The sequence below is a fragment of the Tepidiphilus olei genome (assembly GCF_006980705.1).
Classification (GTDB): domain Bacteria; phylum Pseudomonadota; class Gammaproteobacteria; order Burkholderiales; family Rhodocyclaceae; genus Tepidiphilus; species Tepidiphilus olei.
On record NZ_SBHO01000008.1, the window covers coordinates 1 to 18,289 of the forward strand.

Consider the following 18,289-nt stretch of genomic DNA (forward strand, 5'->3'; position numbering starts at 1 on the left):
CCACGCCTTCCCATCCCGAACAGGACCGTGAAACGGCGCCGCGCCGATGATACTGGAGCTCCGCCTCCGGGAACGTAGGTCAGCGTCAGACATCCCCTACCCCGCACACAAAAACCCCCTGCCAAAACGGTAGGGGGTTTTTGCGTCGACCTCCTGTGCGCCTTTCCTTGAGCTAAACTGGCATTTTCTGTTTGTTTTTTTGGTGCGTCCTATGTCGCGAATCGGTATTGCGCTTGGCTCTGGGGCGGCGCGTGGATGGGCTCATTTCGGTGTGATTCGTGCCTTGCGTCGTCTCGGAGTGAAGATCGACGTGATCGCAGGGACGTCGATCGGTGCCATCGTCGGGGCGGCCTATGCTTCGGGGCGCTTCGATGCCATGCAGCAATGGGTAGAATCGCTTTCCTGGGTCGATGTGCTATCGCTGATGGATGTTTCCCTGCGCGGCGGTGCGCTTCAAGGCGACCGGGTGATCGACTATTGCGCAGAGCATTTCTTCGCGTCGCGATTCGATGAATTGACGATCCCTTTTGGTTGTGTGGCCACGGAACTGACGACCGGGCGTGAAGTCTGGCTACGGGAAGGCCCGTTGCGTCCAGCGGTGCGCGCTTCCATTGGGCTTCCTGGAATGTTCACGCCGACCAAGCTGCACGGCCGTTGGTTCGTCGACGGTGGGCTCGTCAATCCCGTGCCCGTGAGCTTATGCCGTGCACTGGGAGCCGAACTGGTCATCGCCGTCGAGTTGGGATCGAGTCGGATGGGGCGGCATTTCCGTTTACCCAACGGTAACGGTAGTGTGGAACGCTGGAAGAACCGCTTGTTCGCCATGGTGGGGTTGACTTCCTCGGGCGAGGCGGACCAAGCGGAATCGTTGCCGCCGATCGCTGCGGTGCTGGCCACTTCGGTCAACATCATGCAGATGCGTATCGCGCAGTCACGTTTGGCGGGGGACCCGCCCGAGGTGTTGATTTCGCCTCGAGTGGCAGATTTGTCGATCCTCGATTTTCACCGCGCAGCGGATGCGATCGAGGAGGGCGAGGCGGCTGTACAGCGGGTAGAGTGGCAAATTGCCGAATTGCTGGAGAGCGCGCGATGAGCGCTTCCGATCTGCTTCGTTCCCTGGCGTGCTGTGTGGGTGAGGCACACGTGCGTTGCGCCGAGTCTGAGATGGCCGCTTTCCTTCTCGACTGGCGTGGGCGATATCGCGGCCGAGCCTTGGCGGTGGTTCAACCTGCCACGACAGACGAAGTGGCGGCAGTGGTGCGCCATTGCCGCGTGTATGGGGTGCATATCGTTCCCCAGGGCGGAAACACGGGGTTGGTGGGCGGCGCGACACCGCTCGAAGAGCAGGCCCCGGCGATCGTGCTGCACCTGGGGCGTTTGCGCCGAATCCGTAGCCTGGAGCCGCAGGAGTTCACCGTGGTCGCCGAAGCGGGGGTGACGGTACGGGAGGTGCAGGAGGCGGCGCGTTCGGCGAACCGCCTGTTTCCCTTGTCGCTCGCCTCGGAGGGCAGCGCCACGGTGGGTGGAGTGTGCGCGACGAACGCGGGGGGCGTACACGTCCTGCGTTACGGCACGACGCGCGACCTGGTGCTGGGCCTGGAGGTGGTGCTTGCCGACGGCAGCGTGATTTCTTCGCTCCAAGGCTTGCGCAAGGACAACACCGGCTATGCGTGGAAGCCCCTCTTCGTGGGCTCGGAAGGGACTTTGGGCGTCATCACCGCGGCGACCTTCAAGCTCTTTCCTTTGCCCACCGAAGTCGTGACTGCGTGGGTGGCCGTACCGGATCCGGCCGCGGCGGTGAGGCTCTTCTCCTGGCTGCGTGAGACGGTGGGCGAGGGGCTCGAGGCGTTCGAGCTGATAAGCCGCACGACGCTCGAGCTGGTATTGAAACACATTCCTCAGGCGAGGGTGCCCTTTTCGGGCGAACCTCCGGCATGGTCCGTGCTCGTCGAATTCGCCGAAGCCGGGCGTGGGGCGCAGTTGCAAGAGCGGGTAGAGCGGGCGATGACCGTGGCCATCGAGCGGGGTTGGGTGCAGGATGTGGCGCTTGCGGCCAATGAGGCGCAACGCCGGGCGTTGTGGGCGTTGCGTGAGAATGCCTCCGAAGCGCAGCGTTTCGAGGGATTCAGTTTCAAGCACGACGTCTCTCTGCCGATCCGGGCGCTTCCAGAGTTCATCGCCGAGTGTGAGGCGCGCCTGCGCCGGCATTGGCCCACCGTGACGCTCGTCTGTTTCGGGCATCTCGGCGATGGCAATCTGCACTACAATGTCTTCCCCACCGGGATCGAACCAGCCCAATGGCCGCTCATCGAACCGCGGCTGTCGGGATTGGTGCACGACACCGTGGCCGAATTCGGCGGTTCGATCTCGGCCGAGCATGGCATCGGACGCCTCAAGGCCGAGTTGTTGCCGCGCTACAAGTCCGAGGAAGAGCTTTCTTTGCTGCGCCGGCTCAAGGCAGCGATCGATCCAGAGAACCTGTTCAATCCGGGCAAGGTCGTGCGTGGCGACGACCGCCCGTGTAGCGAGGAAACATGACGCCAACGCCGACGATCAAGGAGATCCTTGCGCCGCTGCAGCCGGACATGGCGCGCACCGACGAGGTGATCCGGCGCGAACTGCATTCGGATGTGGCGCTGGTGCGCAGCATCGCCGATTACATCATCGCCGCCGGCGGCAAGCGCTTGCGCCCGGCGCTGCTCTTGGCGGTGGCCCGCGCCTTGGGCTATGACGGGCCGCACCATGCCACCCTCGCTGCCGTGGTCGAATTCATCCATACCGCCACCTTGCTGCACGACGACGTGGTCGACGAATCCGATCTGCGCCGAGGGCGTGAGACGGCCAATGCCGTCTTCGGCAACGCCGCGGCGGTCCTGGTAGGGGATTTTCTCTATTCCCGCTCGTTCCAGATGATGGTTTCGGTGGAGAGCATGCGGGTGATGGCGGTGCTCGCCGAGGCGACCAATGTCATCGCCGAGGGCGAAGTGCTGCAGTTGATGAACCAGGGCAATCCCGACACCACGCTCGAGGATTACTTCCGCGTGATCGAATACAAGACCGCCAAGCTCTTCGAGGCGGCGGGCCGCCTGGGGGCCATCCTCGCCGGGGCGACGCCCGAGGTCGAGGAGGCGATGGCGGCCTTCGGCCGGGAACTCGGCTGCGCTTTTCAAATCATCGATGATGTGCTCGACTATGCGGCCGATCCGGCGGTGTCGGGCAAGAACGTGGGCGACGACCTCGCCGAGGGGAAACCGACCCTGCCGCTGCTGCACGTGCTGCATCATGGTACGACGGTGCAAGCGGACCTCGTGCGGCAAGTCATCGAGCACGGGGGGAGAGAGCATCTTTCCGCCGTGCTCGAGGCGATCGCGGAAACGGGGGCGCTGGAGGTCTCGCGCCGCGTCGCCGAGCGCTATGCCACGGCGGCCAAGGCGCGACTGGCGTGCTTGTCCCCTTCCCAATTCCGGGAATCATTGCTACAATTATCAGACTTTGCGGTGAATCGTTCTGCATGAATCGCAAAACGTCGGGGAATAGCTCAGCCTGGTAGAGCACTGCGTTCGGGACGCAGGGGCCGGAGGTTCGAATCCTCTTTCCCCGACCACCTCTTTTTCATCTTCCGCCGAATGCCTGGATTACTTGCCCGACGGCCTCGATGCCTTCGGCGCGAATCCTCTTTCCCCGACCACCTCTTTTTCATCTTCCGCCGAATGCCTGGATTACTTGCCCGACGGCCTCGATGCCTTCGGCGAATCCCTGTTGCAGTATCCCTCCCATGGGGCTCAAACTCGCCAGCAAGGCGAGAAAACCCATCGTGATCGTGATGGGGAATCCGATCGCGAAGAGATTGAGCTGGGGGGCGGTGCGTGTGAGTATGGCCAGCGCGATGTTGGTGAGCAGCACCACCGCCGTGATCGGGAGCGACAGCAGAAAGGCGAATGCGAAGAGCGTCACCGGATAATGCAGCATCACTGCCATCCCTTCTTGCAGGGCGAGATCGGCGCCGAGGGGAATCCAGTCGAAGCTGACGACGATGGCATGCAGCAGCATCAAGTGGCCGTCGAGAGCAAGGAAGAGCAAGGTAGCTACCACCGCGAAGAATTCGTTCAGCACCGGTGTCTGGGTGCCGGAGGTGGGGCTATAGAACACCGCGAAAGACAACCCCATCTGGAATCCGACCATGGCGGCAGCCAGGTCGATCGCGGCGAAGATGAAGCGCAGCACGAAGCCGCAGGTGATGCCGATGAGCAGTTCTTGGGCGATGATCGGATAGATCAGCCAGGAGTCGAGCGGAATGGATGGGGCAGGCGGCAGTACCGGCGCGATGGCCACCGTGATCGCCAGCCCCAGTACCAGGCGAATGCGGGTGGGTAGCGCTCGATTGGAGAATACCGGCGCCACCGCGAGCAGGGACAGGATGCGCACCGCCGGGAAGAAGTAAGCGGAGATCCATGCCGACCATTGTGCTTCCGTGATCGTCCACATTGCTTCAGAGCCCATGAATGGATGTGCTGCGCGGACAGAGTGCTTTTTCGCCCGCCGTGCGTTCCTCGCTTGCCGTCTCGATGGATCTCGTCGTGGCTTTTCGGGCGTTTGCTACGCTCTCTGCCGGCAATGATCGATTCACGGATCTTTAGCCGATGAGCGAGGGAAGCGAGGAGAGCAGTCGCGTGAGGTAGTCGGTGATCGTCTGACCCATCCATGGGCCCATCACGATGAGGGTGGTGAACACGGCCACGAGCTTGGGGACGAAAGTGAGCGTCATTTCGTTGATCTGAGTGGCGGCCTGGAAGATGCTCACCAGCAGACCCGTGGCCAGGGCAGCGATGAATGGCGGGGCACTCAGTAGCAGGGCCGTGATCACGGCGTCGCGAGCGAAATCCATCAGCATGGGGGTCATGGTGGGTCCTCAGACGAGTGCGAAGCTTTTGACGAGCGAACCGATGAGCAGGGTCCATCCGTCGACGAGTACGAAGACGAGGAGCTTGAAGGGGAGCGCGACGATCACCGGCGACATCATCATCATCCCCATCGACATCAACACGGAGGCGACCACCATGTCGATGATCAGGAATGGGAGAAAGACGATGAAGCCGATCTGGAACGCCGTCTTGAGCTCGGAGGTGACGAAGGCCGGTATGATGACGCGCAGTGGCAGGTCCTCTGCCCGTTCGACCGGTGGCGTCTTGGCCAGGTCGGCAAAGAGGGTGAGGTCGTTGTCGCGCACCTGGGCGAGCATGAAGCGCTTGGTCGGAACCGCGGCGCGCTCCAGTGCCTGCGTGAAATCGATCTGGTTCGCTTGGAGAGGTTGCCAGGCTTCGACGTAGATCCGTTCGGCCACCGGCGCCATGATGAAGAAGGTGAGGAAGAGCGCCAGGCCAATCAATACCTGGTTCGGTGGCGAGGTTTGCGTGCCGAGTGCCATACGCAGCAACGAGAGCACGATGATGATGCGGGTGAAGCTCGTCATCATCAGGATCGCGGCGGGGATGAAGGTGAGGGCGGTGAGCAGCAGCAGCGTCTGCACCGTGAGGGAGTAACTCGTGCCACCGTCGCTGGCCGGGGTGGCCGTGGCCAGCGGAAGCCCTTGGGCGGCCGCGAGCGAGGGGAGGAGCAGGGCGGCGAACCCGAACAGCGCGATGTGCGCCCGTTCCGCTCTCATCGGCGTGCTCCTTCGCCTTCGCTGGTGGCAGGGGAGGGGGGTGCAGTGCGGCGTTCGTCGATGGCGGCGTTGAGCTGCTCGGTGAATGGAGTGGGCGGTTCGGGCAGGCGTTGTAGTAGCGTGATGGAGGAGGGGGTGACGCCGAGCAGTAGCCGCATGCCTTCGGCTTCGAGCAGGACGACGCGCTCGCGCGTGCCCACTGCGATCACCCCGACGATGCTCAGTCCCGTGCGTGCCCCTCGGCGACGCTGCAAGTTTTTCATGGCCGTGAAAACTGCCCATAGGGCGACTGCGGTCAAGCCGAGACCGAGTGCGAGCTGAGCCATGGGGTGAATCCAGTCGTAGGTCATGATGGAGCTCTCCTCGAAGATAGGATGGCATGAAAGGATGGAGACCATGTCCGGAAAAGAGGGGAGAACCCGAGGGTTTTCCTCGCTTCGCAGAAAAATACACGCCTCTTGGTGTGAAGTCCCCCGCTTCTTGGTAGAATGTTCGTATATCCGTTCCGTGGGATGGGATCATGGCGGTCGAACTATACAATGACGGAAAGCATATCTGTCTGGCGTTCTACGACCTGGTCGATGAGCAGGGGGATCATGCCGTGCAGTGCAATCAGTTCCTCGTCATCGACAACGGTCACGCGGCGCTGATCGATCCGGGCGGGAACATGACCCATACTGGTTTGTTGATGGGCATGAGCCGCTACTGTCGCCCGCAGAACGTCGACTACATCTTCGCGTCGCATGCCGACCCGGACATCATCGCTTCGGTGAACAAGTGGATGGTGACCACGCACGCCAAGGTGTTCATCTCCAAGCTGTGGACGCGTTTCGTACCCCACTTCACCACGGGCAAGGATTATTCTTCTCGCATCATCGGTATTCCCGATCCCGGTATGCGCATCCCACTCGGCAATAGCGAGATCGTGGCTGTGCCGGCGCACTTTTTGCATTCGGAAGGGAATTTCCAGTTCTACGATCCCGTCGCCAAGATCCTCTTCTCGGGAGACTTGGGCGTGTCGCTGGTCGATCACGAGCAGGCGGCGAAACCGGTGGAGGATTTCGATCGCCACATTCCCAAGATGCAGGCTTTCCATCAGCGCTACATGATCTCCAACAAGATCTTGCGCTTTTGGGCCAACATGGCGCGTCAGATCGAGATCGAAATGTTGGTGCCGCAGCACGGGCAGCGTTTCGTCGGCAAGGAGATGGTACGTCGATTCATCGACTGGATCGAGACCTTGCCCTGCGGCGTCGATCTCATGACCCAGGACGCCTATCGCATCCCGCTCTGAGAGCGCCCTGAGCGCGGGCATACGAAGGCCGACGGAACCGCATTCCGTCGGCCTTCGGCGTTTCAGCGCCGGGTACGGCGGATGCGTTCGATATAGCGGGCGTTGTCGGGAGGGCGGCGGTCGCGCTGGGCTTCGTGTAGCGTTTCGCCCAGGGCTTCGAGTACGTCGTGCAAGGCTTCGTGGAGATCGCCACGCACGGCGAGCCGTTCCTGCCAGGCGGCGCGGATGCCGGGGGGCTGGTCGATCGAGAGCTGCTCGGCGATCGCCAGATGCAGCGACAGGTGCAGGAAGGGGTTGAGGCCGCCGTCTTCCGGCGTGTAATCGCGCGCGAGCGCCGCCTCGTCTTCCAGTAGAGGAAAATACTCCGGGTGCAGGGCGATCACGTCGGCGGCCATCGCCTCGATCGGCTCGAGCGGCTGCTTGTCGCGCCATTTGCGATAGGCTTGGGCAAAGAATCGCCGTACCTCTTCACGGTTGGGCGTGAACATCGTTTGTCTCCTGGGGAAACGCTGAATCATTGGCTGCGCGGGCGAATCGCTGCGTTGCGCGGTGCTCGCTCCCTCGCCTATCTACTCGATATGTCTCGGTCGCTGCGCTCCGTGCGCCTTGCGCTTCATCCCGCTCGCTCATTGCTTTAGCGTCTCCCTAGTGCCGGGGGGGTTGTGCGGCCAATGGCAGAGGTCATGAACCGGGCAGGTGTCGCAGCGCGGTGCCCGCGCGGTGCAGGTGTAGCGACCGAGCAGGATGAGCCAGTGATGCGCATGCCGCCGAAAGCGCGGCGGGATGCGCGCCGTGAGCGCTTCTTCCACGGCCCGAACGGTCTTGCCCGGGGCGAGGCCGGTGCGGTTGGCGACGCGAAAGATGTGGGTGTCGACGGCGATCACGGGATGCCCGAAAAGGGTGTTGAGCACCACGTTGGCGGTCTTGCGCCCCACGCCGGGCAGGGATTCGAGGAAGGCCCGGTTGTCCGGGATCTCGCCGCCCGTGGTCTCCAGCAGCCGGCGCGAGAGTTCGTAGAGGTGTTTCGCCTTGCTGCGGTAGAGGCCGATGCGGCGGATGTGCTGGGCGATGCCTGCTTCACCCAGCGCCACCATGGCGCGCGCATCCGGTGCGACGGCGAAGAGGGTGCGCGTGGCCTCGTTGACGCTCTTGTCGGTGGCCTGCGCCGAGAGGACGACCGCGGCGAGCAACTGGAAAGGGGTGGCGTATTCGAGCTCGGTCGTGGGATGGGGATCGAGCGCGGCGAGTCGCTCGAAGAAGGCTTCGATCTCCTGCGGCGTCATGGGCGGGGCGGGGTCGGCCGCGGCCGCTTCCCCGGCACCGGGGCGTTTGCGCTGGCGGCGCCGTGCCTGCGTTCCGTCGGCCGCCTTTTCAGGTGCTCGAGCCATGCGTTTTTCCGCTTCGGGCACGTGCGAGGGCGGCCGCCACGAGCGTGCGTTTGAGCTGATCTTCGTCGCGCGGACGTCGGATGCGCTTGCGGGGATCTTCGCCGAGTTCGAGCCGGGCCTGGCGACGCAGGAAACGCATGCGCGAGGCGCTCGCCTCGGGGAAGGCGGGTGCGGGCAGCAGGACGATGCAGTCGACGGGGCAGGGAGGTAGGCACAGGCCGCAGCCGGTGCATTCGTCCTCGATCACCGTGTGCATGCGCTTGGGTGCGCCGAGGATGGCGTCCACCGGGCAGGCTTGGAGACACAGCGTGCAGCCGATGCAATCCGCTTCGACGATGCGGGCGACCTGGGGCGCTTGCGGTGGGCCGACTTCGGGATCGAGGGGGGTGGCGGGTACGCCGAGCAGGCTCGCCAGCCTGCCGATGAGCACTTCCCCGCCCGGAGGACAACGATTCGGCGTGCTCTCACCGCGCGCGAGCGCCTCGGCATAGGGGCGACACGCGGGGTAGCCGCAGCGGCGGCACTGCGTTTGCGGCAGCAGGGCGTCGATCTCGTCGGGCGTGGGCATCGTTTTTGGGCCGAAGAGGCGGGAAAAGACCGGTGCGGCGTCGACCGTCCGGGCCGAGAGGAGGTTCCCGGCCTGGACGGAATCAGGGCTCAACCGTCGTAGCGCGCTTCGAGCGCGGCGATGGCGGGCAGTTTCTTGCCTTCGAGGAATTCGAGGAAGGCTCCGCCGCCGGTGGAGATGTAATCGATATCCTTTTCCACGCCGAACTTCTTGATGGCAGCGATGGTATCGCCCCCCCCGGCGAGTGAATAGGCTTCCGAGTGCGCGATGGCGGAGGCGAGCATCTTGGTGCCGCCAGCGAACTGGTCGTATTCGAACACGCCCAGTGGTCCGTTCCACACGACGGTGCCGGCGTGCGCGACGATGTCGCAATAGCGCGAGGCGGTCTTGGGACCGACGTCGAGGATGCGGTCGTTCGGGCCGACTTCGTCGACCGGGACGCGGTTGGCACGGGCAAACGCCGAGACTTCGTCGGCGACGACGACGTCGACGGGCAAGGGGACTTCGGAGCCGCGCGCGGCCATCATGTCCATGATCGCCTGCGCTTCCACCACAAGTTCCGGCTCGGCGAGCGATTTGCCGATGCGCTTGCCCGTGGCGAGGAGGAAGGTGTTGGCGATGCCGCCGCCGACGATGAGCTGGTCGACTTTCTCGGCGAGCGACTTGAGGATGGTGAGCTTGGTCGAGACCTTGGCCCCGCCGACGATGGCCACGAGCGGACGCTTGGGATGTTCGAGCGCGCGCGAGAGCGCCTCGATCTCGGCGGCCATGAGGAGGCCGGCGCAGGCGACGGGGGCGAAGTGGGCGATGCCCACGGTACTGGCTTCTGCCCGGTGCGCGGTGCCGAAGGCGTCGTTCACATAGACGTCGCACAGGGCGGCATATTTGCGCGCGAGTGCCTCGTCGTTCTTCTTCTCGCCGACGTTACAGCGTACGTTCTCGAGCAGCACCACTTCACCCGGCTGGACGGTGAATCCGCCATCGACCCAGTGCTTGACGAGCGGCACCGGCCGACCGAGGAGCTCGGAGAGTCGCTCGGCGATGGGCGCGAGCGAGTCTTCGGGGGTGCAGGCACCTTCCTTGGGGCGGCCGAGATGGGAGGTGACCATGACCGCGGCGCCTTGCTGCAGGCAGTATTCGATCGTCGGGACGGAGGCGCGGATGCGGGTATCGTCGACGATGCGCCCGGTCTCGTCTTGAGGCACGTTGAGGTCGGCACGGATGAAGACGCGCTTGCCGCGCAGTTCGACGTCCTTGAGGGTCTTGACGCGCATGGTCGGCTCCTCAGGCGCAGGTAGCGAGCGCCTTGGCGGCGTCAAGCATACGGCAGGAATAGCCCCATTCGTTGTCGTACCAGGCGAGCACTTTGACGAGCGTGCCCTCGATGAGGCGGGTTTGCGTCGCGTCGAAAATGGCGGAATGGCCGTCGTGGTTGAAGTCGCAGGATACGAGCGGGTCGTCGTTCACCGCGAGGATGCCCTGGAGCGGACCCGCGGCGGCCTGGCGCATGAGTTCATTGATCTCGTCCTTGCTCGTGGGGCGGCTCGCGGTGAAGGTGAGATCGACGAGCGAGACGTTGAGGGTGGGCACGCGCAGGGCGAAGCCGTCGAATTTACCCGCGAGTGCCGGCAGCACCAGCCCGACGGCCTTGGCGGCCCCCGTCTTGGTGGGGATGATGTTCATCGCCGCGGCGCGGGCCCGGCGCAGATCCTTGTGGCGTGCGTCGATGAGCTGTTGGTCGAGCGTGTAGGCGTGCGCCGTGGTCATCAGGCCACGTTCGATGCCGATGTGTTCATGGAGCACCTTGGCCACCGGTGCGAGGCAGTTGGTGGTGCAGGAGGCGTTCGAGACGACTTGCATCTCGGGGCGCAGGATGCCGTGGTTCACGCCATAGACGATGGTGGCGTCGACGTCGTCGCTCCCGGGGGCGGAGATGAGGACTTTTTTCGCCCCTTGTTGCAGATGGATCCGGGCCTTTTCTTTGGTGGTATAGGCGCCGGTGCATTCCAGCAGCACATCGACGCCGTGTTCGCCCCAAGGGGTTTCGAGGGGATTCTTGGTCGAATAGAAGGGGATGCGGTCGCCGTCGACGATGAGCGTCTTGTCCCCTTCGGTGGCCACGGGGAAGGGGAAACGGCCGTGGGTGGTGTCGTATTTGGTGAGGTGTGCGTTGGTGGGCAGGTCGCCCGAGGCGTTGATCGCCACCACCTCGAATTCGTCGCGCCGGCCGAGCTCGTAGAGGGCGCGCAGGGTACAGCGGCCGATGCGGCCGTAGCCGTTGATCGCGATGCGGATTTTGCTCATGGGTCGCTCCTTGAAGGATGAAAGACGGGATCAGCGCGACAGCAGCAGTTTCGCCCGGGCGACGACGTGATCGACCGTGAAACCGAAGAACTCGAACAGGCGCGGCGCAGGAGCGGAGGCCCCGAAGCGGTCGATGCCGAGCACGTCGCCGTGACCACCGACGTAACGCCACCAGCCTTCGCCCGAACCGGCTTCGATGGCGAGTTTGGGCACGTCCGGCGGCAGCACCGCGTTACGGTATTCGATCGGCTGCTGGTCGAAGCGCCGCGTGCAGGGCATGGAGACGACGGTCGCGGCGATGCCGGATTGCGCCAGTGCGCCGCGCGCGTCGAGTGCGAGGGACACTTCCGAGCCGGTGGCGATCAGGATGAGGTCAGGGGCACGCTCTGCCTCTCGCAGCACGTAACCGCCGCGCCCGATCGCTTCGATCTGCTGCGGCGAGCGTTCGATGAAGGGGAGGTTCTGGCGCGACAGCAGCAGGGCCGAGGGCCCGTCGGTACGCTCGAGCGCCAGGCGCCAGGCCACCGCAGTCTCGACGCTGTCGGCCGGACGCCAGACGTCGAGATTGGGGATGAGGCGCAGCGAGGCAGCGTGTTCGATGGGCTGATGCGTGGGGCCATCCTCGCCCAGGCCGATGGAATCGTGCGTGAGCACGAAGATCTGGCGCTGGCGCATGAGCGCGGCCATGCGAATGGCGTTTCTCGCGTAGTCGGAGAAGACGAGAAAGGTGCCGGTGAAGGGGATGTGGCCGCGATGCAGCGCGATGCCGTTGGCGATCGCCACCATGCCGAACTCGCGCACGCCGTAGTGAAGGTAGTTTCCCCCTTCTTCAGGCGTGACGGGGTGGGCGCCGGGCCAGTCGGTGAGGTTGGAACCGGTGAGATCGGCCGAGCCGCCCAGCAGCTCCGGCAGGATCTTGGCATAGGCGGCGATGGCGTTCTGGCTTGCCTTGCGCGTGGCGATGTGCTCTCGCCGGGTGGCGGTGGCGCGGATCACCTCGTCGGCCAGATCCGGCCAGCGCAAGGGCAAAAGCCCGGCGACGCGACGTTCGAACTCGTCGGCGAGTTCCGGATAGGCCCGGCGATAGGATTCGAAGCGTTCCAGCCAGGCGGCTTCGCGTTCGCGACCGGCTGTGCGCGCATCCCATTGGGCGTAGATCTCTTCGGGGATCTCGAAGGGGCCGTAGGGCCAGCCGATCGCCTCGCGTGCGGCAGTGATTTCGGCTTCGCCCAAGGGAGCGCCGTGCACCTCGCTCGTGCCTTGTTTGTGCGGGGCTCCGGCGCCGATCACGGTGCGACAAATGATGAGGCTGGGGCGCTCGGTCTCGGCTTTGGCGAGCGTGATGGCCGCATCGATCGCGCGCATGTCGTGCCCGTCGATCGCCTCGATCACCTGCCAGCCGTAGGCGCGAAAGCGCGCGGCGGTATCTTCGGTGAACCAGCCTTGCACCTGGCCGTCGATCGAGATTCCGTTCGAATCGTAGAGGACGATGAGCTTGCCGAGTTTCCATGTGCCGGCAAGCGAGCAGGCTTCGTGCGAGACGCCTTCCATGAGGCAGCCGTCGCCGACGAAGACGTAGGTGTGGTGATCGACGAGTGTGTGCCCGGGGCGATTGAACTCGCGTGCAAGGAGTTTTTCCGCGAGCGCCATCCCTACGGCGTTGGCCAGCCCCTGCCCGAGCGGCCCGGTGGTGGTTTCGACGCCGGGCGTCTCGCCGTATTCGGGGTGTCCCGGTGTTTTGCTGTGCAGCTGCCGGAAGCGCTTGAGGTCGTCGAGCGAGAGGTCGTACCCTGTGAGATGCAGCAGTGCGTAGAGCAGCATGGAGGCGTGCCCGTTGGAGAGCACGAAACGGTCGCGGTCGCACCACTGGGGGTTGGCGGGATTGTGCTTGAGGTGCTTGCGCCACAGCACCGTGGCCATTTCGGCCATGCCCATGGGGGCGCCGGGGTGACCGGATTTCGCCAATTGCACCGCATCCATGGCGAGCGCGCGCAGGGCGTTCGCGAGCGGGCTGAACGTGCGCGGCAGGCGCGAGGCAGGCTGAGTCATCCTTTCGATCATCCAGCGGGAAACAAGAACGGCGATTATCGCGCAAAACGGGGCGCCCGCGAACTCTGGGGCGGGCAGGTCGCTGGCGTATAATTGGTCTCGACCTCTTTTCTTGGGTACGGCTCGCTCGATGAATTGGATGACGACCTTGCGTTCATCTCGTGGGGTGCGGGAGATCGCCTGGTTGGTGCTCGCCGCCTTGGGAGGGTATTTCGCGCTCATCTTGTTCGGCTATTCACCGTCCGATCCCGGATGGTCGCATGAGGCGTCGACCGAGACGATCGCCAATCCCGGCGGCCGGGTGGGGGCTTGGTTGGCGGATCTCTGCCTGTCGATCTTCGGGGTGTCCGCTTGGTGGCTTTTGGCGTTTGCCCTGCGCGGTCTGTGGTCGGCGTGGCGTCTGTGGCAGGGGGATGAACGCTCGACCGCGGGGTGGCGTGCTTCCATGGCCCTCGCCGGTGCGGGCTTGCTCGTGCTGCTCTCGAGCAGCAGCGCCTTGGAGGCCCTGCGCTTTCATGGGCACGGCATCGTGTTGCCCGCGGGGGCCGGCCCCGGGGGGTATCTGGGGGGAGAGCTCGCTCAGACCGTGGCGCGCTATTTCGGGTTCACGGGAGGGACTTTGCTGTTGCTCGTGGCGTGGATGGTGGGGGTGAGTCTGACGTTCGGCCTTTCTTGGCTCGACGTGTGTGAACGCGTCGGGGCTTGGGTGGAGGCGGGTGTGCATCGCTTGCAAGGCCGCTGGGAGCGTCAGCGGGCCGAATCCTTGCGCGACATGGCTGCGGTCACGGTTTCGTCCGTACGGGCTGACGGAGAAGGGGGTGTGCGTGCTCGCTGGGAACGGTGGCGTGCCCGCATCGTGCAGGCAGGGCAAGGACTGCGCCGTTGGGCCCGGTGGGGAAGGTCGCCCGATTCGAGCCGGCCCCGGCAGCGGGTCGAGCCGGATCTCTCTGCTCCACCGGGGAAGGATACGGACGGGGCGTTCGATGCCACGGCCTCCGAGCCCGTGTCCACGATGCACACCGGTGCCCCGAGGTCCAGCCCGAAACGGCACGGGCGACGAGACCGAGGCGAGGGAGAGAGCGTTTTGCAAAGTTCGCCCCCGTCCTCGAGTTCCGCCCTCGGCGCTCAAACTCCCTCTCAAGCGTCCGCCCCCCTGGAGCCGCGGCCGCCTTTGGCTCTGCTGGATGCACCGACGCTCGGCGGCGTGTCGGTGAGCGCCGAGGCGATGGCGGCCACCGCCCGGCTCATCGAGAGCAAGCTCGCCGAATTCGGCGTACGCGTGCAGGTGGTCGGAACGATTCCCGGGCCGGTGGTGACGCGCTACGAGATCGAGCCGGCCACTGGAGTGAAAGGGGCGCAGATCGTCAATCTGGCCAAGGACCTGGCGCGGGCGCTGTCGCTCGTATCCATTCGCGTGGTCGAAATCGTCCCGGGGAAATCCTGCATGGCGTTGGAAGTACCCAATCCGAAGCGCCAGATCGTGCGTCTGAGCGAAGTGCTCGATTCGCGCGCCTATCGGGAGATGGCCTCACCCCTGACGCTGTGTCTGGGCAAGGACATCGCGGGACAGCCGGTGGTGGCGGATCTCGCCAAGATGCCGCATCTCCTGGTGGCCGGAACCACCGGTTCGGGTAAGTCGGTCGGCATCAACGCCATGATCCTGTCGCTCATCTACAAGTCGACGCCGGAGCAAGTGCGGCTCATCATGGTCGACCCGAAGATGCTGGAACTGTCGATCTACGAGGGGATCCCGCACTTGCTCTCGCCCGTGGTCACCGACATGCGGCTCGCGGCCCAGGCGCTTGACTGGTGCGTGGGCGAGATGGAGCGGCGCTACAAACTGATGGCGGCGCTGGGGGTACGCAACATCGCCGGCTACAACGCTTTGCTCGAGCGGGCTCGGCGCGAGGGCGAATATCTCGGCAATCCCTTCTCGCTCACGCCGGATGCACCCGAACCCTTGGAAAAGATGCCTTACATCGTCGTCGTGGTCGACGAGCTCGCCGACCTGATGATGGTGGTGGGCAAGCGCATCGAGGAGCTCATCGCCCGACTCGCGCAGAAGGCGCGGGCGGCCGGCGTCCACCTCATCTTGGCGACCCAGCGTCCTTCGGTGGACGTGATCACCGGGCTCATCAAGGCCAACGTGCCCACGCGCATCGCCTTTCAGGTTTCTTCCAAAGTGGATTCACGCACCATCCTCGACCAGATGGGGGCCGAGACCTTGCTCGGCATGGGGGACATGCTCTATCTCGCACCCGGAACCGGTCTGCCGCGTCGGGTGCACGGGGCTTTCGTCGCCGACGAGGAGGTGCATCGGGTGGTCGAATACCTCAAGCGGCTCGGACCGCCGCAGTACGTCGAGGCGGTGCTCGCCGAGCCGGAGGAGGGAGAGGAAGGAGGGGTGGAAGGTCCGGACGGGGGCGAGGAGAACGACCCCTTGTACGATCAGGCGGTGGAGGTGGTGCTGCGTACGCGCCGCCCGTCGATCTCGCTGGTGCAGCGGCATCTGCGCATCGGTTACAACCGCGCGGCGCGGCTCATCGAGGCGATGGAACGCGCGGGACTGGTATCGCCGCCGGAGCACAACGGCAACCGCCAGGTGCTGGTGCCGGCACGGGGAGAAGAGGCGTGACGAAGGCGTTGGCCGGATGGGGGGTTGCGTTGTGGATGATGTTTGCCAGTGTGGCCCTTGCCCAGCAACCGGCAGTGGCCGAGGAGGCGGTGCGAAGGCTCGAAGCGTTCGTGTCGCAAACGAATGCAGCACAGGGGCGATTCCGTCAAGAGGTGCTCGATCGTCAGGGGCGAGTGCTGCAGCGTGCCGAGGGACGATTCCTCTATGAACGGCCGAGCCGTTTCCGCTGGGAAGTGCACTCGCCGGCGAAGCAGCTGGTGGTGAGCGATGGAACGGTCGTGCAGGTCTGGGATCCGGATCTGGAGCAGGTGATGGTGATGCAGTTCACCCATGCGCTCTCTGGCTCTCCCGCGGCGATTCTCGCAGACTCCCAAGCCTTGCATCGCGAGTTCGTCCCGGAGGGTGGGGAGATCGATGGCGAGCGCTGGGCGGTGCGCCTGAGGGCGCGTTCGGCCGAAGCGGGCATCGAGCGCGTCGTGGTCGAAGGCGAAGGAGAGCGGTTGCGGCGCATGCGCATCGAGGATCATTTCGGCCAGACGAGCGAGATTACGTTCACCGAGTTTCAGCGGGCCTGGTCGGTGCCGCCGGCCGAGTTTGCCTTTACTCCGCCGCCCGGCACCAAGGTGCTGGAAAACCACCCGGGGCGGCGATGAGCGGGGAGGCGCGCGCGCCGCTCGCCGAGCGCATGCGTCCGCAGCACCTCGACGAGGTGGTGGGGCAGGAGCATCTGCTCGGTCCGGGCAAGCCGCTGCGGGTCGCCTGGGAGCAGGGGCGGCTCTTCTCCATGATCCTGTGGGGACCGCCCGGGGTGGGAAAAACCACCCTCGCGCGCTTGCTCGCGCAGGCGGTGGGGGCGCGCTTCATCGCCCTGTCGGCCGTCATGGCGGGGGTGAAGGAGATCCGCGCGGCGATAGACGAAGCCCGTGCCGAGCGCGAACGCGGCGGCACGACGGTGCTCTTCGTCGATGAGGTGCACCGCTTCAACAAGGCGCAGCAGGACGCCTTCCTGCATCAGGTCGAAGAAGGCTTGGTAACCTTCATCGGGGCGACCACCGAGAACCCTTCCTTCGAGGTCAATTCGGCGCTGCTGTCGCGCACCACCGTGTTGCGGCTCGAACCCCTGGATGCAACGGCGCTCACGACGCTGCTCGCGCGTGCCGAGGCGCGTTTTCCCGAGGAGGCGGTTCCTTTGGACGAGGCGGCGCGCGTCATGCTGGTCGAACTCGCCGACGGGGATGCGCGGCGGCTGTTGAACGACGTGGAGTGGCTGTGGCAGGCGGCGCGGGCCCGGGGGCAGGCGGTGATCGACGTGCCGTTCGCGCGTTCGGTGATGGGTGAGCGGCTGCGGCGCTTCGACAAGGGGGGCGACGCCTTCTATGACCAGATCTCGGCCCTGCACAAGGCGGTGCGCGGCTCCGACCCCGACGCCGCGCTCTACTGGTTCGTGCGCATGCTCGACGGTGGCGCCGATCCGCTCTATCTGGGGCGGCGCATCGTACGCATGGCCAGCGAAGACGTGGGTCTTGCCGATCCACGCGCACTCACGCTCGCCCTCGATGCCTGTGCCGCTTACGAACGGTTGGGTTCTCCCGAAGGGGAGCTGGCGCTCGCCGAGGCGGTGGTGTACCTGGCCTGTGCACCGAAGTCGAACGCCGTGTACCTCGCGTACAACGCCGCGCGTGCCTTCGTGCGTCAGGACGGCTCGCGCCCGGTTCCGCTGCATCTGCGCAACGCCCCGACCCGGCTCATGAAGGAGTTGGGCTTCGGCAAGACTTACCGCTATCCGCACGACGAGCCGGAAGGGTACGCCGCCGGCGAGCGTTATTTCCCCGACGGCATGACGCCGCAGCGCTGGTATCGACCCGTGGAACGGGGGCTGGAGGCGAAGATCCGCGCCAAGCTGGAGCACCTGCGTGAATTGGATGCGCAGGCGCAAGAGCGCCGTTCATGAACCCGCGTTGGCAGGGGCGTGCAAGGGGTGATCGGCGAGCAGCCGCTTGCAGGCTTCGTGCGCCTGCTGCGCCTTGGCGGCGTTGCCGTCTTCGATGGCGCGCTCGGCGATCTCGAGCAGCCAGTTGGTCAGCACGACGATGCCTTCGTCGGATTGGGTGAGGCTGCAGGCGATGAGGCCGGCCGCTTCGGCGGGAAGATCATGATGCTCGGCCAGCAGCCCGATTTCTTCTTCAGTGAGGTTGCAGTAGTCGAGGCAGTCGCGTAACGTGAGCATGGCGAGGGGCCCTTCGAAAATATGCCACACCGGTCACTGTAGGCGCTGCAACTCATTATTGCCAATGATTTTTTTGTTTCGGAATGATGTTCCGTCTTTGACCCTGACTATCGATCGTTTCTTCGCGCCCGATCGTTGTCGGATATGGGCAGAACTGGTATC

At 64.9% G+C, this 18,289-nt stretch carries 18 protein-coding genes, 1 tRNA gene and 1 rRNA gene; 9 read left to right on the top strand and 11 right to left on the bottom strand.

Annotation, left to right across the window (positions count from 1 at the left end):
* The 5 genes from rrf to EPD80_RS08755 all read left to right on the top strand — a co-directional run.
* A 5S ribosomal RNA gene (gene rrf, locus EPD80_RS11625) occupies nucleotides 1-91 on the top strand; the annotation flags it as partial.
* 120 nt (nucleotides 92-211) lie between these two features.
* A complete protein-coding gene (gene rssA / locus EPD80_RS08740) occupies nucleotides 212-1,093 on the top strand; it encodes a patatin-like phospholipase RssA (protein WP_142805115.1) in 882 nt (293 codons plus the stop codon).
* A complete protein-coding gene (locus EPD80_RS08745) occupies nucleotides 1,090-2,538 on the top strand; it encodes an FAD-binding oxidoreductase (protein ID WP_142811172.1) in 1,449 nt (482 codons plus the stop codon). The genes rssA and EPD80_RS08745 overlap by 4 nt, the downstream gene beginning before the upstream one ends.
* Nucleotides 2,535-3,515 carry an octaprenyl diphosphate synthase gene (gene ispB / locus EPD80_RS08750; RefSeq protein ID WP_142811174.1) on the top strand — a complete coding sequence of 327 codons (981 nt, stop codon included), beginning with the start codon at nucleotides 2,535-2,537 and terminating at the stop codon, nucleotides 3,513-3,515. Before EPD80_RS08745 ends, ispB begins: the two co-directional genes overlap by 4 nt.
* A gap of 12 nt (nucleotides 3,516-3,527) precedes the next feature.
* Nucleotides 3,528-3,604 (top strand) — tRNA-Pro (locus tag EPD80_RS08755).
* Between the two features lie 92 nt (nucleotides 3,605-3,696).
* Here EPD80_RS08755 and fliR read toward each other — a convergent pair.
* The 4 genes from fliR to EPD80_RS08775 form a co-directional block, all read right to left on the bottom strand.
* Entirely contained in the window at nucleotides 3,697-4,485 is a 789-nt protein-coding gene (gene fliR, locus EPD80_RS08760; protein WP_185957753.1) for a flagellar biosynthetic protein FliR, read from the bottom strand.
* A gap of 148 nt (nucleotides 4,486-4,633) precedes the next feature.
* A complete protein-coding gene (fliQ, locus tag EPD80_RS08765; protein WP_142811176.1) occupies nucleotides 4,634-4,900 on the bottom strand; it encodes a flagellar biosynthesis protein FliQ in 267 nt (88 codons plus the stop codon).
* A gap of 9 nt (nucleotides 4,901-4,909) precedes the next feature.
* Nucleotides 4,910-5,662 (bottom strand): flagellar type III secretion system pore protein FliP, encoded by a 753-nt coding sequence (fliP, locus tag EPD80_RS08770; RefSeq protein WP_142811178.1) that lies wholly within the window; start codon nucleotides 5,660-5,662, stop codon nucleotides 4,910-4,912.
* Complete coding sequence (locus EPD80_RS08775) at nucleotides 5,659-6,012, bottom strand: FliO/MopB family protein (RefSeq protein ID WP_185957754.1); 354 nt, start codon at nucleotides 6,010-6,012, stop codon at nucleotides 5,659-5,661. The genes fliP and EPD80_RS08775 overlap by 4 nt, the downstream gene beginning before the upstream one ends.
* Nucleotides 6,013-6,182: 170 nt before the next feature.
* Between EPD80_RS08775 and EPD80_RS08780 the strand changes: the two genes are divergently transcribed.
* Nucleotides 6,183-6,956 (top strand): MBL fold metallo-hydrolase, encoded by a 774-nt coding sequence (locus EPD80_RS08780; RefSeq protein WP_142811182.1) that lies wholly within the window; start codon nucleotides 6,183-6,185, stop codon nucleotides 6,954-6,956.
* 62 nt (nucleotides 6,957-7,018) lie between these two features.
* Here EPD80_RS08780 and EPD80_RS08785 read toward each other — a convergent pair whose 3' ends face one another.
* The 6 genes from EPD80_RS08785 to tkt all read right to left on the bottom strand — a co-directional run bounded on the left by EPD80_RS08785 (nucleotide 7,019) and on the right by tkt (nucleotide 13,265).
* A complete protein-coding gene (locus EPD80_RS08785) occupies nucleotides 7,019-7,444 on the bottom strand; it encodes a DUF1841 family protein (protein WP_142811184.1) in 426 nt (141 codons plus the stop codon).
* Between the two features lie 138 nt (nucleotides 7,445-7,582).
* The gene (gene nth, locus EPD80_RS08795) at nucleotides 7,583-8,239 is read right to left on the bottom strand and encodes an endonuclease III (RefSeq protein ID WP_142811294.1); all 657 of its coding nucleotides are present in this window, start codon (nucleotides 8,237-8,239) and stop codon (nucleotides 7,583-7,585) included.
* Nucleotides 8,240-8,327: 88 nt separating this feature from the next.
* Nucleotides 8,328-9,005 carry an RnfABCDGE type electron transport complex subunit B gene (locus tag EPD80_RS08800; RefSeq protein WP_221928928.1) on the bottom strand — a complete coding sequence of 226 codons (678 nt, stop codon included), beginning with the start codon at nucleotides 9,003-9,005 and terminating at the stop codon, nucleotides 8,328-8,330.
* Nucleotides 9,002-10,186 carry a phosphoglycerate kinase gene (locus tag EPD80_RS08805; RefSeq protein WP_142811186.1) on the bottom strand — a complete coding sequence of 395 codons (1,185 nt, stop codon included), beginning with the start codon at nucleotides 10,184-10,186 and terminating at the stop codon, nucleotides 9,002-9,004. Before EPD80_RS08805 ends, EPD80_RS08800 begins: the two co-directional genes overlap by 4 nt.
* Before the next feature lie 10 nt (nucleotides 10,187-10,196).
* The gene (gene gap, locus EPD80_RS08810) at nucleotides 10,197-11,216 is read right to left on the bottom strand and encodes a type I glyceraldehyde-3-phosphate dehydrogenase (protein ID WP_142811188.1); all 1,020 of its coding nucleotides are present in this window, start codon (nucleotides 11,214-11,216) and stop codon (nucleotides 10,197-10,199) included.
* A gap of 30 nt (nucleotides 11,217-11,246) precedes the next feature.
* Nucleotides 11,247-13,265, bottom strand: a complete 2,019-nt coding sequence (tkt, locus tag EPD80_RS08815; RefSeq protein WP_142811190.1) for a transketolase — start codon at nucleotides 13,263-13,265, stop codon at nucleotides 11,247-11,249.
* A gap of 139 nt (nucleotides 13,266-13,404) precedes the next feature.
* On the opposite strand from tkt, the gene EPD80_RS08820 reads away from it, so the two are divergent.
* The 3 genes from EPD80_RS08820 to EPD80_RS08830 are packed head-to-tail and all read left to right on the top strand — an operon-like array spanning nucleotide 13,405 to nucleotide 17,851.
* Nucleotides 13,405-15,900, top strand: a complete 2,496-nt coding sequence (locus EPD80_RS08820) for a DNA translocase FtsK (RefSeq protein ID WP_313770265.1) — start codon at nucleotides 13,405-13,407, stop codon at nucleotides 15,898-15,900.
* Nucleotides 15,897-16,553 (top strand): LolA family protein, encoded by a 657-nt coding sequence (locus EPD80_RS08825; RefSeq protein WP_142811192.1) that lies wholly within the window; start codon nucleotides 15,897-15,899, stop codon nucleotides 16,551-16,553. Before EPD80_RS08820 ends, EPD80_RS08825 begins: the two co-directional genes overlap by 4 nt.
* On the top strand, nucleotides 16,550-17,851 hold the full coding sequence (locus EPD80_RS08830) for a replication-associated recombination protein A (protein WP_142811194.1): 1,302 nt from the start codon (nucleotides 16,550-16,552) through the stop codon (nucleotides 17,849-17,851). Before EPD80_RS08825 ends, EPD80_RS08830 begins: the two co-directional genes overlap by 4 nt.
* Here the strand turns inward: EPD80_RS08830 and EPD80_RS08835 are convergent.
* Nucleotides 17,846-18,127, bottom strand: coding sequence for a hypothetical protein (locus EPD80_RS08835; RefSeq protein WP_142811196.1), 282 nt, complete (start codon nucleotides 18,125-18,127; stop codon nucleotides 17,846-17,848). The genes EPD80_RS08830 and EPD80_RS08835 overlap by 6 nt on opposite strands.
* Between the last annotated feature and the right edge of the window lie 162 nt (nucleotides 18,128-18,289).

Bases quoted from the DNA above. Each gene is read 5' to 3' on its own strand.
- EPD80_RS08820 (WP_313770265.1), top strand. From the start codon at position 13,405: ATGACGACCTTGCGTTCATCTCGTGGGGTGCGGGAGATCGCCTGGTTG.
- EPD80_RS08805 (WP_142811186.1), bottom strand. From the start codon at position 10,186: ATGCGCGTCAAGACCCTCAAGGACGTCGAACTGCGCGGCAAGCGCGTC.
- EPD80_RS08835 (WP_142811196.1), bottom strand. From the start codon at position 18,127: ATGCTCACGTTACGCGACTGCCTCGACTACTGCAACCTCACTGAAGAA.
- EPD80_RS08780 (WP_142811182.1), top strand. From the start codon at position 6,183: ATGGCGGTCGAACTATACAATGACGGAAAGCATATCTGTCTGGCGTTC.
- fliP (WP_142811178.1), bottom strand. From the start codon at position 5,662: ATGAGAGCGGAACGGGCGCACATCGCGCTGTTCGGGTTCGCCGCCCTG.
- fliQ (WP_142811176.1), bottom strand. From the start codon at position 4,900: ATGACCCCCATGCTGATGGATTTCGCTCGCGACGCCGTGATCACGGCC.
- EPD80_RS08830 (WP_142811194.1), top strand. From the start codon at position 16,550: ATGAGCGGGGAGGCGCGCGCGCCGCTCGCCGAGCGCATGCGTCCGCAG.
- EPD80_RS08785 (WP_142811184.1), bottom strand. From the start codon at position 7,444: ATGTTCACGCCCAACCGTGAAGAGGTACGGCGATTCTTTGCCCAAGCC.
- nth (WP_142811294.1), bottom strand. From the start codon at position 8,239: ATGACGCCGCAGGAGATCGAAGCCTTCTTCGAGCGACTCGCCGCGCTC.
- rssA (WP_142805115.1), top strand. From the start codon at position 212: ATGTCGCGAATCGGTATTGCGCTTGGCTCTGGGGCGGCGCGTGGATGG.
- gap (WP_142811188.1), bottom strand. From the start codon at position 11,216: ATGAGCAAAATCCGCATCGCGATCAACGGCTACGGCCGCATCGGCCGC.
- ispB (WP_142811174.1), top strand. From the start codon at position 2,535: ATGACGCCAACGCCGACGATCAAGGAGATCCTTGCGCCGCTGCAGCCG.
- EPD80_RS08775 (WP_185957754.1), bottom strand. From the start codon at position 6,012: ATGACCTACGACTGGATTCACCCCATGGCTCAGCTCGCACTCGGTCTC.
- fliR (WP_185957753.1), bottom strand. From the start codon at position 4,485: ATGTGGACGATCACGGAAGCACAATGGTCGGCATGGATCTCCGCTTAC.
- EPD80_RS08745 (WP_142811172.1), top strand. From the start codon at position 1,090: ATGAGCGCTTCCGATCTGCTTCGTTCCCTGGCGTGCTGTGTGGGTGAG.
- tkt (WP_142811190.1), bottom strand. From the start codon at position 13,265: ATGACTCAGCCTGCCTCGCGCCTGCCGCGCACGTTCAGCCCGCTCGCG.